At 41.0% G+C, this 13,948-nt stretch carries 12 protein-coding genes; 9 read left to right on the top strand and 3 right to left on the bottom strand.

Features of this window, described 5'->3' with window-relative positions; translation table 11 throughout:
* Nucleotides 1-4: 4 nt before the first annotated feature.
* Entirely contained in the window at nt 5-1,345 is a 1,341-nt protein-coding gene (locus CFS04_RS04355; RefSeq protein ID WP_088809389.1) for an MATE family efflux transporter, read from the bottom strand.
* A 193-nt stretch (nt 1,346-1,538) separates the two neighbouring features.
* Here CFS04_RS04355 and CFS04_RS04350 point away from each other — a divergent pair, with 193 nt between their 5' ends.
* From CFS04_RS04350 to CFS04_RS04330, 5 genes are all read left to right on the top strand, one after another.
* Nucleotides 1,539-2,030: a MarR family winged helix-turn-helix transcriptional regulator gene (locus CFS04_RS04350; RefSeq protein WP_088809388.1), complete on the top strand. Its 492-nt coding sequence runs from the start codon at nt 1,539-1,541 to the stop codon at nt 2,028-2,030.
* A complete protein-coding gene (locus CFS04_RS04345; RefSeq protein WP_088809387.1) occupies nt 2,014-3,738 on the top strand; it encodes an ABC transporter ATP-binding protein in 1,725 nt (574 codons plus the stop codon). Before CFS04_RS04350 ends, CFS04_RS04345 begins: the two co-directional genes overlap by 17 nt.
* A complete protein-coding gene (locus CFS04_RS04340) occupies nt 3,735-5,564 on the top strand; it encodes an ABC transporter ATP-binding protein (protein ID WP_088809386.1) in 1,830 nt (609 codons plus the stop codon). Before CFS04_RS04345 ends, CFS04_RS04340 begins: the two co-directional genes overlap by 4 nt.
* A gap of 178 nt (nt 5,565-5,742) precedes the next feature.
* Nucleotides 5,743-6,024 carry a rhodanese-like domain-containing protein gene (locus tag CFS04_RS04335; protein WP_088809385.1) on the top strand — a complete coding sequence of 94 codons (282 nt, stop codon included), beginning with the start codon at nt 5,743-5,745 and terminating at the stop codon, nt 6,022-6,024.
* Between the two features lie 207 nt (nt 6,025-6,231).
* The gene (locus CFS04_RS04330) at nt 6,232-6,630 is read left to right on the top strand and encodes a peptidoglycan-binding protein (protein ID WP_088809384.1); all 399 of its coding nucleotides are present in this window, start codon (nt 6,232-6,234) and stop codon (nt 6,628-6,630) included.
* A 169-nt stretch (nt 6,631-6,799) separates the two neighbouring features.
* On the opposite strand, the gene CFS04_RS04325 is transcribed toward CFS04_RS04330, so the two are convergent.
* Nucleotides 6,800-7,426: an FMN-dependent NADH-azoreductase gene (locus CFS04_RS04325; RefSeq protein WP_088809383.1), complete on the bottom strand. Its 627-nt coding sequence runs from the start codon at nt 7,424-7,426 to the stop codon at nt 6,800-6,802.
* Nucleotides 7,427-7,579: 153 nt separating this feature from the next.
* Here CFS04_RS04325 and eis point away from each other — a divergent pair, with 153 nt between their 5' ends.
* Nucleotides 7,580-8,737 (top strand): enhanced intracellular survival protein Eis, encoded by a 1,158-nt coding sequence (eis, locus tag CFS04_RS04320; protein WP_088809382.1) that lies wholly within the window; start codon nt 7,580-7,582, stop codon nt 8,735-8,737.
* 69 nt (nt 8,738-8,806) lie between these two features.
* Here eis and CFS04_RS04315 read toward each other — a convergent pair whose 3' ends face one another.
* Nucleotides 8,807-9,532: a Crp/Fnr family transcriptional regulator gene (locus tag CFS04_RS04315; protein WP_088809381.1), complete on the bottom strand. Its 726-nt coding sequence runs from the start codon at nt 9,530-9,532 to the stop codon at nt 8,807-8,809.
* Between the two features lie 321 nt (nt 9,533-9,853).
* Between CFS04_RS04315 and CFS04_RS04310 the strand changes: the two genes are divergently transcribed.
* Genes CFS04_RS04310 through CFS04_RS04300 form a run of 3 tightly spaced genes read left to right on the top strand, consistent with a single transcriptional unit; the run spans nt 9,854 to nt 13,934 of the window.
* Complete coding sequence (locus CFS04_RS04310; RefSeq protein ID WP_088809380.1) at nt 9,854-12,814, top strand: pectate lyase-like adhesive domain-containing protein; 2,961 nt, start codon at nt 9,854-9,856, stop codon at nt 12,812-12,814.
* A gap of 15 nt (nt 12,815-12,829) precedes the next feature.
* On the top strand, nt 12,830-13,210 hold the full coding sequence (locus CFS04_RS04305) for an LPXTG cell wall anchor domain-containing protein (RefSeq protein ID WP_088809379.1): 381 nt from the start codon (nt 12,830-12,832) through the stop codon (nt 13,208-13,210).
* The gene (locus CFS04_RS04300; protein ID WP_088809378.1) at nt 13,203-13,934 is read left to right on the top strand and encodes a WxL domain-containing protein; all 732 of its coding nucleotides are present in this window, start codon (nt 13,203-13,205) and stop codon (nt 13,932-13,934) included. Before CFS04_RS04305 ends, CFS04_RS04300 begins: the two co-directional genes overlap by 8 nt.
* Nucleotides 13,935-13,948: the final 14 nt, after the last annotated feature.

The raw sequence follows: 13,948 nt of genomic DNA, 5'->3' as shown, positions 1-13,948 counted from the left end.
AAGTTTAGATAACAGATTTAAGCGTCCATACTTTACTGCGCCAGCGCCTGAACATCAGGAAGGAACGAATGCCTTCGTCAATAATATAGGCGATCCAAACGCCGACTAGTCCAAGTCCTGCTGTAATGCCAAGCACGTATGAAAACGGCAAGCTGACAATCCACATGACGATGATGCCAACAATAAATGGAAATTTAACGTCGCCAGTTGAATTTAAACTGCTAATAATAATGATGTTGGTTGCTCGGAAAAGCTCAAGCGCAATAGAAAGCAAGAATAAATTTTTCGTCATAGCAATCACGAGTTCATTGGACGTAAAGAGGCTCATAATTGGTTCGGCGAAAAGGTAAAGTAAAATACTGACGACGAGCGCGATAACTACGCCGATTTTCCAACTTTTTATACCTTGCTGATACGCCTTTTCAACTTCCTTTGCGCCAACTGCGCGGCCAATTAAAATTTGTGAAGCTTGACCAATCGCTATTGCAAAAAGCGCAACGAATTGACTGACGCTAGAGGCGTACACCTTGGTTGTAAGGGCTTCGGTGCCTAGAATGGCGATAATTGCTGTTATGACCAGCTGCGAGCCAGCGTAAGACATATTTTCGCCAGCTGAAGGAAGACCTAGTTTTAATATCGAATAAAGAAGTTTTTTGGAATAATGCTTTAGCTTCCCAAAAGTAAACGTGTAGCCGATATATTTTTTGAGCATGAAAATAGCCATAATCATACCGATGAAATTGGCGATGGCTGTAGCGATCCCAACTCCGGCGACACCTAAGTCTAAGTAAGCAAGTGGTCCGTAAAGGAATACATAGTTCCCGACAACATTAATGACACTAATTGTGATGGGGACAAGCATTGCTTGCCTCACGTAACCGTGGACACGGATAATCGGTAAAATGGACGAATGAATTGCGATGACAATAGAGCTGCCGCCAATAATTTCAAGAAAAGGTGAGCCAACACGAATAAGTTCTTCATCTAAACCGACAAGTCTAAGGAATGTATCGCTTGCAAATAAAAAGATAATACTCATAATAATTCCGATAATAAAAGCGACAATTAGGCCGTTAGTTATGACGCGTTCAATCATTTTATGGCGTTCGGCGCCAATCATTTGGGCAACTAAAATTTGCACACCGACACTGATAAAGCCGTACATAATAATGGAAATTACGAGAATTTGGCTGGCGACACCGGTTGCGGCAACAGCCTCATCTGAGTAATGCCCTAGCATGAAAACGTCAACATAATTTATCATGATGCGTAAAAATTGTTCAATAAAAATAGGCCACGCCAATGTAAAAAGACTCATTTTTGCGATATTTGTATGATCTGCCATGTGAAAACCCCCTTTTGATGTTTGTTTTTCCGGGCAAATGTGAATAATAAAAAAGTACGTGTACAACAAGGAACATTATAAGGGATTCAACCTTAAAAGTATAGGCTTTTTTAGGACTTCGCCTTTTTTAGTTGACTTTTAATTCAAACTAGATATAATTAGTTAGGTAAACTAATTAAAAGGAGGGGCATACATGTACCCGTCTGATGAAGATTTGGGGCAGTCAGTCATTAAAGCGTTCATGAATTTTAAGCGAGCTGAAATGTCGAGTTTCCACATGGAAGGCTACACGAAAGCTGAAACGCGTTTTATGTTTGTTCTTTTTCACGGGATTAAAATGAGTGATTCAGAGCTTGGCGTGCGCGTTTCTGAACTTGGCAAGCGACTGCGCATTTCGAAACCAAGTGTGACCCAGCAAATTAATGCGCTTGAAAAGAAAGGGCTCATTATCCGCACTCAAAATCCGACCGACAAACGCGCTGCTTATTTGAACTTTACTGAAAAAGGAAAAGCGCTGACAGAAAAAATGATTCAATCTTTTCATAAAAACTTCGAAGATATGCGCGATTTTCTCGGGGAAGAGGATATGCGCACACTCATTATGCTACTTGAAAAATTAACGGATTATTTGAACGAGAAGGCGAAACAAGAAGGAGGCGCAGTGCCAAATGATAAAACTTTTTAAGCGACTGAAGCCCTATTCATGGGGGATTATCGTTGTATTAGTTTTAACTTTTATCCAAGTTATTGGGCAGCTTTATTTGCCTACACTCATGTCAAACATCATTGATAAAGGTGTTGTGACGGGCGATAAGCCCTATATTTGGAAAACCGGTGGGCTAATGCTCTTACTTTCGGCTGGAGCAGTTGTTTTATCGGTTATTATCGTGTATATCGCATCACGTATTTCCATGGGCTTTGGACGTGATTTACGGGATAAAATCTTTACACAAGTTGAAAATTTCTCTTTGCAGGAATTTAACAAAGTGGGGACATCATCGCTTATTACGAGAACGACAAATGATGTTGTCCAAATTCAAAATGTACTTTATATGATGCTTAGAATGATGGTTATGGCGCCGATTATGCTTATCGGCGGGATTATTATGGCGGTTGGACGCGATGCAAAACTATCGTTAATTTTTGTGGTCGTTCTGCCAATCTTGCTATTACTTGTCGTGTTACTAGGCGGTAAAGCAATGCCGATGTTTAAAAAACTGCAAAAGAAAATGGATAAATTAAATCAAGTTATCCGTGAAGGTCTAACAGGTATCCGCGTTATTCGCGCTTTTAACCGCAATCAAGATGAATTAAATAAATTTGAAGAAGCGAATAATGATTATGCCATAACGGCAATTGGCGTAAACCGCCTGCTGTCGCTTATGAGCCCGCTCATGATGCTCATTATGAATTTAACGTCCATCGCCATCATTTGGCTTGGGGCTCACTTCATTAGTGACGGTAACATGATGGTCGGCGACTTGATGGCTTTCATTCAATATGCCATGCAAATTATGATGAGCTTTATGATGCTTTCTGCTGTCTTCATTTTCATTCCGCGTGCTGGTGCTTCCGCAGAACGTATCAACGAAGTGCTCGATATGAGCGCAGAAATTTTAGACCCTGCTGCACCAAAAGCGGCTGACGGACGCGCAACGCTTGAATTCCAAAACGCATCTTTCCGTTATGAAGGCGCAGAAAAACCAGTTATTGCAGACATTAGCTTTAAGGCTAAAGCGGGTGAGACGATTGCCATAATTGGGAGTACAGGCGCTGGGAAATCCACATTAATTAATATGGTTCCCCGCTTCTATGACACCGAAAACGGCAGCATCCTAATGAACGGCGTCAATGTGCGCGATATGTCGCAAGAAGAATTGCGCGAAAAAATTGGGCTTGTGCCACAAAAAGCGGTTCTTTTCACGGGCGACATCGAATCAAATCTCCGCTACGGAAAAGAAGACGCCACGGAAGAAGAAATGTGGAAGGCTCTCGAAATCGCCCAAGCGAAAGACTTTGTCTCCAAATTACGAAAAGGTCTTCATTCGCGCGTTGAGCAAGGCGGAAACAATTTCTCCGGCGGGCAAAAGCAACGGCTTGCAATTGCGAGAGCGCTCATCCGGAAGCCAGAAATCTACATTTTCGACGACAGTTTCTCCGCACTCGATTTTAAAACAGATGCGAAGTTGCGCAGTGCGTTAAAAGAAGAAGTAGAAGATGCCATTATGATTATTGTGGCGCAGCGCATTACATCTGTTGTTGATGCAGATCAAATCATCGTTTTAAATGAAGGTAAAGTTGCCGGAATTGGTACGCATAATGAGCTAAAAGAATCCAATGAGATTTACCGCGAAATCATGCGTTCACAACTTTCAGAGGAGGAGATAGCATGAGTCCAGGACCAGGTCCAGGTGGAGGCTCTCACGGCGGAGCAATGGGTGTGAAATCGAAACCAAAAGACTTTAAAAATACATTATTCCGTTTGCTTGGCTATATGAAGCCCCGAACAGTAGCGATTTCAGTCGTCTTTATCTTTGCGATTCTCTCCACCATTTTTAATATTTTTAGCCCGAAAGAATTAGGGAAAGCAACAACTGAAATTTTCAAAGGCGTCATGAGCCCAGCTGGCATTAATGACGATAAAATTTTCAACATTCTATTCTTCGTGTTCCTCCTTTATGTCGGAAGTTCAGTCTTCAGCTTTGTTCAGCAATACGTGATGTCAAGTGTCGCGCAACGTACCGTATATGATATGCGTCGCGATTTAAAGGAAAAAATGGCACGTATGCCGCTCAAATATTACGATACCCGTTCTAACGGGGATATTTTAAGTCGCGCTGTCAACGATATGGACAACATCGCGAATACGCTCCAACAATCCTTGACGCAGGCCATAACGGCGATTGTTCAAATTGTCGGCGTACTCATTATGATGCTAACCATTAGTTGGCAGATGACCCTAATTGTTGTGGCGACTGTACCGCTAAGTATCATTATTGTAGGTATCATCGCGAGCAAGTCGCAGGCATTCTTCGCGGCGCAACAGCGCAATTTAGGGATTCTAAATGATACGGTCGAGGAAACTTACGGCGGTCAAACGATTGTGAAGGCGTTTGGTCAAGAGAAAAAAACGCTCGTCAAATTTGATGAAGTCAACGAAGACTACTACAAAGCGGCTAAAAAAGCCCAATTTATTTCGGGTATCATGATGCCGATGATGCAATTTGTAGGTAACTTAGGTTACGTAGCCGTCTGTGTTGGCGGTGGGATTTTTGTGACGAACGGCACCTTGCAAGTCGGTGATATTCAAGCCTTCACGCAATACGTGCAACTGTTCTCACAACCCATTTCTAGCGTAGCAAACATCGCGAACGTCATTCAATCAACCATTGCTTCTGCGGAACGTGTTTTTGAAATTATGGACGAAGAAGAAGAACAAGACATGATTCCGGAAACTGTTCCTACGATTAACGAAGAAAATGGTAAGATTGTTTTCGACCATGTAGAGTTTGGGTATTCGCCTGATAAACCGCTCATGCAGGACCTGAAAATTAACGTAAGCAAAGGGCAAATGGTAGCAATTGTTGGCCCAACTGGTGCAGGTAAAACAACGATTATCAACCTGCTCATGCGTTTTTACGATGTAGATAACGGCGCGATTCGCATCGACGGCGTAGACACGCGCGACATGACGAAAGACGAAGTCCGCGCGAAATTTGGAATGGTGCTGCAAGACACATGGCTCTTTAGCGGAACCATCGCTGAAAACATCGCTTATGGTCGGGAAGGTGCCACGATTGATGAAGTAGTCGGAGCTGCCAAAGCGGCGTATGCAGACGATTTCATTCGCCGCTTGCCAGACGGTTACGACACAGTTTTAAATGAAGAGGGGACCAATATTTCACAAGGGCAAAAACAACTACTAACGATTGCCCGCGCGATTTTATCCGACCCAAGCATTTTAATTCTAGACGAAGCAACGTCTAGCGTTGACACAAGAACCGAGCTAAACATTCAGCTCGCAATGGGGAACTTAATGGAAGGCCGAACAAGTTTTGTCATCGCCCACCGTTTATCCACTATCCGCGACGCCGACTTAATTCTTGTCATGAACCACGGTGATGTTATCGAACAAGGTACACACCAACAACTCCTTAGCGAAAACGGCTTTTACGCCGACCTATACAATAGCCAATTTACAGGTTCGCAAGCAGTGTAATAGTCAGAAAAACCGAATGATAAGTCATTCGGTTTTTCTGTGCTTAAAAAATAAAGTCACACCTTATTTTTTAGTTAAAATTTCTTTTGAGCAGTCTTCTTGAATGTTAGGAGAATTTTTCGTTATGATGAAGGTAACTTATTTCCCGGGAAATAAAAAAAGTTGAGGTGGAATAAAGATGTTTTTATCAATCACAACAAGTGAATTAGAAGGAAAACTAGATGTTTATGAAATACTAGACGTACGCGATGCAGATGATTTTAGTGCGCGACACATAGAAGGTGCAACGAATATCCCCATTTCCGAATTGGAAGAAAACGTAAACACGCTTTCCAAAGAAAAAGTATACGCAGTCATTTGCTATGCAGGTGGACGCTCTCAAAGAGCAACTGAATTTTTAGACAGCCAAGGCTTCCAAGTGACCAATGTAAGTGGCGGCATGAATGAGTGGTCAAAATAAAAAGCAGACGTTATAAAAACAGCTCTCGGTACTAATCCGAGAGCTGTTTATTTGGTTGTAAAAGGAAAGCGATTTAGCATAAGTGAATCAAATTGTGGAATATGGACATTATTAAAGGCCATATACATTAAGTTATGACAAAAAATACAAATTTTGAAAAGGCATTAAATGATACAATGAATAAGAATTAAAAAAGGAGGTAGGAAAATGAAGAAAATATGGATGGCAATTAGTTTCATTGGTATTCTATCATTTAGTTACGTGGGGATTACGATTATTGACTCGCCTAAAGTAGTTGAAGCAGCAGGATGTTCTGGGAATATTAAGCGAGATTTAGGTGCATCGTACTTTAATCAAAGCAAAGACAGCAGGTACTATAAAAAAGCCGTAAAAGTTATTCAAAATAACTATAATGCATGGCTGTTTAACACGCATTCCTACAGTTACTACAATAACCATAAACTTAATGTAGATGGCTACTTTGGCTCGAAAACAACGCAAGCAGTGAAAGTGTTTCAAAGTTATGTGAAAAAATATTGGGACAGAAATTTAGCTGTTGACGGATCAGTAGGACAGCATACGTGGCATTACTTATACTGGCAATAATAAATATTGACATACATAAAAACACGAACAACTCTTTTCTGTTTAAAATAAGACTAGCGTGGTTAAAATTGTGAGAAAGACAGGAATCTTCCGGTGTTACCGATTAGCGTCTTAAAAAGTGAACCGCCCCCCAAATCTAACTTTTGGGGGGCGGTTCACTTTCTATTTTTTAAAATTGTTCAGCAAGCTTAATAGCTTCATCACGACCAGCTTGGATTAAATCTTTTGCTTGATCAGGACGAGCGTTGTGTCCTTCAACAACAACCATTTCCGTTTCCGTAACACCGAAGTGGCTTAAAATGTTTTTGACGTAGTTTAAGGACATTTCATAACTTTCTAGTGGACCGTCAGAATAAATGCCACCACGTGCATTAAGCAAAGCAACTTTTTTATCAGTTACTAAACCAACAGGACCTTCTGGCGTATATTTAAACGTCTTACCAGCTTGGTTTAAATAAAACAGGTAAGTTAAAAATTGCGCGGGAATACTGAAATTCCAAAGAGGGAAAGCCATAACGACTTTATCAGCTTTTAAAAATTGGTTTAAGTAGCCGTTTGCAATATCAGAAAGGCGTTTTTCGTCTTCTGTTAAAGGCTCGCCGGCAGCTTCTTTATGTAGCCCACTCATCATCACACCATCGTAGTAAGGCAGGTCTACTTCAAATAAATTCAGTTCAGTAACTTGGTCTCCGGGATGACTTTTTTTATACGCATCCAAAAATGTTTCATAAAGCGTCACGCTGACAGAACGCTCTGCAGGTAATCCATTCGCTTTAATAAATAATACGTTTGACATAAGATTGATTCCTCCAAATTTTTAATAATACTTATACAGTTTAGCTGAAAACCACACAAAATAGCAAGTTCTTAGCTTACAAAAAATTAGTAGCTTTTAAGAAGAATTCTAAATAGGAACATGATACACTAAAGGGGACAGGAGGGATTTAATTTGGAAATAAGAAAAATTGCGGAAGAAGAAATCCACCAAATTAAACGATTGCGAGATTATGCTTTTCGCACACCAGGCGGCGGTGGGGAGGAAGACTTTTTATTTTGGATGGAGCGGGCAACTAGGTTAGGGGCCTTTTCAGACGGAAAACTAAGCGCACAAGTGATGACGTATCCACTAGACGTATCGTTTTTAGGTCAGAAAATAAAAATGGGCGGTGTGGCTTATGTAGCTACATTTCCAGAAAATAGACGCAGTGGTTTTATTCGGGCACTCATGACAGCGTCGCTAAACGAGATGAAGGAATTAGGTCAGCTTGTCTCTTATTTACACCCTTTCGACATTCCTTTTTATCAAAAATTTGGGTTTGACCTTGTGGCAAATGAGGTTAGCGTGAGCCTAAAGCTGAAAAATCTGAAGCGGCGTTCGAGTGGTCGCGGCGAGATTGTGCGGACAAGTGCCAACCAGCCTGACTTTAGCGATGTGCGGGCGGTCTATGAAACGTATGCGACAAATCACCACGGCATGCTGGTTCGCGGTGACGACTGGTGGGGCAGACTTAGTCGGCGCGGCTATACGAATGAAGTGGCCTTATTTCGAGATGAGCAAAATGAACCGCGAGGCTACCTTCTATACGGATTCAAAGGATCAGAAATGCTTGTGCATGAACTGGTTGCGCTTGATTTCGCTGCGGAATGTGAGCTGTGGGCATTTATTTCGAGCCATGATTCGATGTTTGAAACCGTCCAGGCGACGCATTTTGGGACGCCAGCTGAAGTGGCACTAGCGCTACCAAATGTGACGGGTCTTAAGATGGAAACGGAATTCAATTGGATGGCGCGCATTGTTGAGGTGGAGGCGTTTTTAAACGCAATTTCATTTCAAACGGCAGAAAAAGTCTATGTGGAAATCCAAAATGATGTCGCTGACTTCAATCATGGCATTTTTGAGATAGGTGACAAAATTCGGCGGGTCGAAAGTGCACCAAACGATTTGCTTTTACAAACAGATATAGGAACGTTTAGCCAAATGATGTTTGGCTTTATGCGCCCGAAAGAACTTGCCTATTACGGAAAAATGACGGCGAGTGATAAGGTGCTTGCGATTTTTGAAGCAGCAATTCCAAATGTGAAACCCCGATTTTATGATGGGTTTTAAAAAATAGAGACCATTTTGGTCTCTATTTTCCTATTAAGTCCGAAAAGATTTATTTCGGACTTTTTTTAATTACATAGAAGAAATAGCAATAGACGGGTCATAATAACTTGCCAAGCCTTCAATATCTTTAATAATAAATGGTTTAGAGCTAGATTCTAAAATACCCTCTTTTACGAAAAAATTAAGGTGTCCTGAAATGCTTGATTGAGCGCAGTTGCACAAAGAAGCTAAGACAGACTGGGAAATTGCTGCAGGGAGGTGAGAGGCGTTGCCTTGCTTCTCGCCAATATAAGTGGCTAAAATTTGCAAGTTAATCGCTAGCGTTTCAACAGGAGGTAATTTATTGACAGCTGTCATAAATGTTGAAAAAGAAAGAGCAGCTAAACCTAATTCGGCTAAAAAGTGGAAAAATTTAGGCTGAACGTAAAGGTGATCAACTAAGAAATCACGATTAATCTCATATACTGTCATTTCTGTAGCGGCTCGAACTCGGTAAGGTAACTTAACTTCGAACGTGAATAAATTTTTTAAGATGGGTTTAGCATGAAACAATGTCCAATCAGAATAAAAAGTAGTCACATGCGGTTTATCTTGATAAAAGACTTCAAAAAAAGCGAGACCCTTTTGAATAAGATAAATCGTGTGCTCTTGATCACTTTGGCTTGAGGTGATAATTTGATTCCTTTTTATATGAAGTTTTCGAATGTGACTATCGGATAGACTGGTATTTTGGTGCAAATAATCAAGTAGTTCTTTCATTGGCTTGGAAGTGGAGCCTTCTGAAATAAATTCCATACATTCCTCCAGAAAATTGATTTTATATATAGTATACGATTATACAATAATAAATATAACCGTTATAGTCAATTTGAACAAGAGAAAACGAATGAAAATCCCCTTTTTTTAGACACAAAATGTTCAAAAGTAACATTTATTTGTATAAATCGCAATAAATAAAGCGGTTTATTTTATTTTCAGACACAATTTGTTCACAATTATGTTGCGGAATTATCGCTGTAAATATTTCCAATGATTTTATCCTTGTATACTAAAAAGTATCAAAGGGAGTCAAACTTACCTTTTGATTCATTTCAAGAGTGAAAGAGGTGAGAAAATTTGAAAAAGGGATTTCGCATCATCACAACGATATTTCTTGTTGCGAGCTTAGCTATCATAATTCCACTACAAGGAAGTGGGGTTTTCGATAGGATGTTTCAAACGGTCAAAGCTGAAGCCGAAAATGTTGCGAATGTGACTACATATCAGGAACTTGAAACCGCAATGGGAAATCAAGCAATTACTGAAATAAATATTATGAATGATATTGAATTTACGAACTATCCATCAACAAGCGCGGGTGAAGTGAATGTAACAGTTCCAGCTCGGAGCATTACAATAAATGGTAACAATCATCATGTGGATTTTCGTAAGCGGGGTTACTTGATGAACTTTGGTTCGACAAAAATTAACATCACCCTTCAAAATATTAAGATGTATGGCCAAAACTACTGGGGACCATTCCGAATTTACGGAACGGCTGGTGTTGGTTCTACTTTTACTTTCGATAATATCGAATACACAGGGGCCCAACTAACCGCTTCCTATCAAGCAGATGTCATTGTAAAAGGAACAGTGAAGAATGCTTCTGTTAACTCGTATGTAAGTCCATTTAATGGAACCACTTACAATGCTTTAACAAACCAAACAAACCTTGAAGTGACGAACATCACCTTCACAAGCGGATCTAACTATACAGGAACAACAGAAAATGCCACAGTTTTAATGCTTGGAACTGGCGGGACTAAAGGAAACGCCGTGATTGAAGAAGGCGCTAAGCTTAACCTGACAGGAGGCGGCAACGGACTTAGTGGCGAAGGACAATGGACAACCATTCAACTAAATGGAAATTTTGAGATGCAAAGAAATTCCGAGGTTAACATTACGACGCCGAATGCCTCAACCCGTGGAGGGATTCAATTAGGTAACGACTCAAAACTACTCGTACAAGACGATGCAAAGCTAACGCTTAATATGGATGGTCCGTTTACTGACGCTTATAATAAAAATCCAATTAACGTAGGAACAAACGCTTCATTTGAAGTAGCAGACGGAGCAAGTCTCATCGTCAATGCAACGAGTCAAGGAACTGGAACTGGCGCTCTAGTTTATACGGGAACAAGTAGTCTATTTAAGATTGGCAAAAAATCAATTTTCAAATTAAAAGCCGACGGAACCGGAGCAAAAAACCTCATTCGTATCGGCGGAACATCCACTTTTAGTTTTGAAGATGCAGGGGAAGTTGACATTGATGCTTCCGCCAATACAAATGCCAATACACGCCCCATTTATATGGTGAGTGGAAGTTTCAAAGCCTCCATTCAACGTGTAAAAGCATGGACGACAGCCAATGTCGCTGGCACGCCAACGTATGATTGGTATCCGATGTACGACATGAATATCCCGTATGTCGGCGCCAATGTTCAAACGACACTAACTGGGAATAGCATTACTCAAGAAACCCAAGATAATTTCATTGCGAACTACCGGACGCAAAACTTCAAGCGTGTATTATTTGAATATATTCCAGATGTTTCCGTCATCATAGATGCACTATCCGATAATAAAACGCAGGCAAATAGCCATACGATTACGGGAATTACAAACCCCAATGCGTGGGTCATGTTTTCCGGTGATTCAGCCATTCCAACAGGAACAATACCCGCGCAAGATAAAAGCGACACTAAGATGTACCATGTCAAAGCTGACGCTTCTGGAAATTACACGTATACACTTCCAGATGGGCAATTTTTCTCTGCAGGAAATACGGTTGTGGCCTATGCGTATTTAGACGGAAAAAACGCCACAACAAATACAGTTGTCTCGGATGAAACCCCGCCTGATAAGCCTGTTTTAAGCCCCATAAAAGATGTGGATGCATCCATTAAGGTGAAAGCCGAACCAAACGTGACAGTTACCATTTATGATTCATCGGATAATCGTATATTGGCAAGCGAGACATCAAATACAGAAGATTATGAAATTTCGATTCCGGCAGATAAGCGCCCGCTAGCACCGTATGTGTCTTACTATGCAACCGCGACTGATTCGGCAGGAAATATTAGTGAGCAGTCCAATTTTGAACTGGTAAGTGATACAACACCGCCAGAAGCAAATCCAATTACTCAAACCGTGCAACTTGGCGCGTCTTTTACAACAGATGCTAAAAGTCTTGTAGAAAATGTTTTTGATAATGCGGGTTTGGAGGATTTGACCTATACGATTATTTCAGAGCCAGACGTGAGCCGAATTGGTCATTCGACGGCTGTTGTAAGGATTCAAGACCGTGCGGCGAACTATCGTGATTTTACAATTCCAGTTTTTGTGGAAGATGGTAGCACGAGTTCGAATAATGATGCGATGTTAACAAGTACTGATTTTACGATACTAGCACAAAGCGTACCTGCTACAGAAGCGGAATTAGATGAATTAATTGTAACGAACGGTCAAGTAAAAGCTTGGAAAAAGCCTTCTGGTGAAGATATTACAGATCAAGTTGTGATTGTAAACAGAGGCGGGCTATCAAGCACACCGGGTGAATATGATGTGAAAATTTCTGTTTTAGGTGTTGAACGGACAATCCACGTAACCGTTAAAGCAGGAACGCTAGAATTTAAAGAAATTCCAACTGACATTTCATTTGGCAACGTGACCATCAAATCGAAACCACAACTTGTTACTCCAAAAAATGATGTAAAGATTACGATTGAAGATTCACGAGCTACTCCTAAAGAATGGACGCTGATGGCACAACTTACGACGCCGCTTGCAACGGACAGCGGAGATGCGCTAAACAGTTTGGTTATTCGCACAAAACAAAATGGCGTAACCGACTATTTAGAGCTGACGGATCAAGGAACTACACCTGTATACACGAATAAATCAGCTACTACAGGTACAACGGTCATCGACTTAAATACGACGCAAGATGAGGGGATATTGCTTAATGTTTTACCTGGGCTGGCAAAAGCTAAAGCTTACTATACAAAAATTAGATGGACACTTCAAGACGCCCCTTGATGAAAGGAGAGAACGATGCGACGCATAATAAAATGGTCAAGTTATCTTCTGTTACTTTCTGTGTTACTCACAACGAATCCGCTTTTTACAAAGGCTCAAAACTATGATGTTGAAGTAGGGATTTCATTTAGTGGGCAATCGATTGAAAGTGAAACACCACATGGGAATTTACCCGAAGGAGGCACGTCTAACTGGCAGACGCCAACGGATCAAGGTGGAACTAAGCCGAATCAATTGGAGCAAACGGCTTTAGGCAAGTTACCGACTACGGGGGACCAATTTTCAGTTTTCGGATTGATTATCGGTATGGAGTGTTTGGCGATTGGCTGTAGCTTATTTTTACTACAAAAAAGAAAAGAAGATAACGATTATGGGAGGAGTAAGAAATATGAATAAGGGAACGAAATGGCTAGTAGCGAGCGCGGTTTTAACGACTGCAATTTTTAGTGAAAGTATCCATGTTTTGGCGGTTGACGGGGGGAGTATAACGTCAGATGCAGACCTGACTTATGAAAAAAACACAAGTACGACAAACCCGATTGACCCGACTGAGCCAGGCAATGTTATCACACCTGACCCAGATAATCCGGGACAACCTGGGACTGCTGGGCCATTAAGTATTGATTTTGCTTCCAATTTACGTTTTGGTTTGCAAAAGATGTCGGGTAAACAAGAAACCTACTATGCTCATTTAACTAAAGTTGTTGAGACTGCAACTGGCGCTAAAAAAGAGGTGCCAAACTATGTGCAAGTAACGGATAACCGTGGCTCAAACGGCGGTTGGCACTTGACTGTGAAGCAAAATGGTCAACTTATGAACGGAGCGAACGCTTTAGAGGGAGCCCAAATTAGTTTGCTAAATAGCACGCTTGTCACTTTGCATGATGGAAATGTCCCAACGGCTAATACGCTTATAACGCTCGATCCCGTTTCTGGTGATGCAGTTGAAATTGTCAATGCACAAGCCGGAACTGGTAGTGGAACTTGGGCGAACTTGTTTGGTAAAGATGTATCCGAAGCGGCAACGAGTGTCAAATTAGTTGTGCCAGGAAAAACACAAAAAGTAGAAGGTCAATATAAAACGACTCTCACGTTTGAACTTGTAGATTCACCAGCGTGATATTTTATTTAAAA

This window comes from Listeria sp. ILCC796 (assembly GCF_900186175.1).
GTDB classification, from domain to species: domain Bacteria; phylum Bacillota; class Bacilli; order Lactobacillales; family Listeriaceae; genus Listeria; species Listeria goaensis.
Note: the sequence above shows the minus strand (reverse complement) of the source record. Positions and strands in the feature narration are given on the sequence as shown.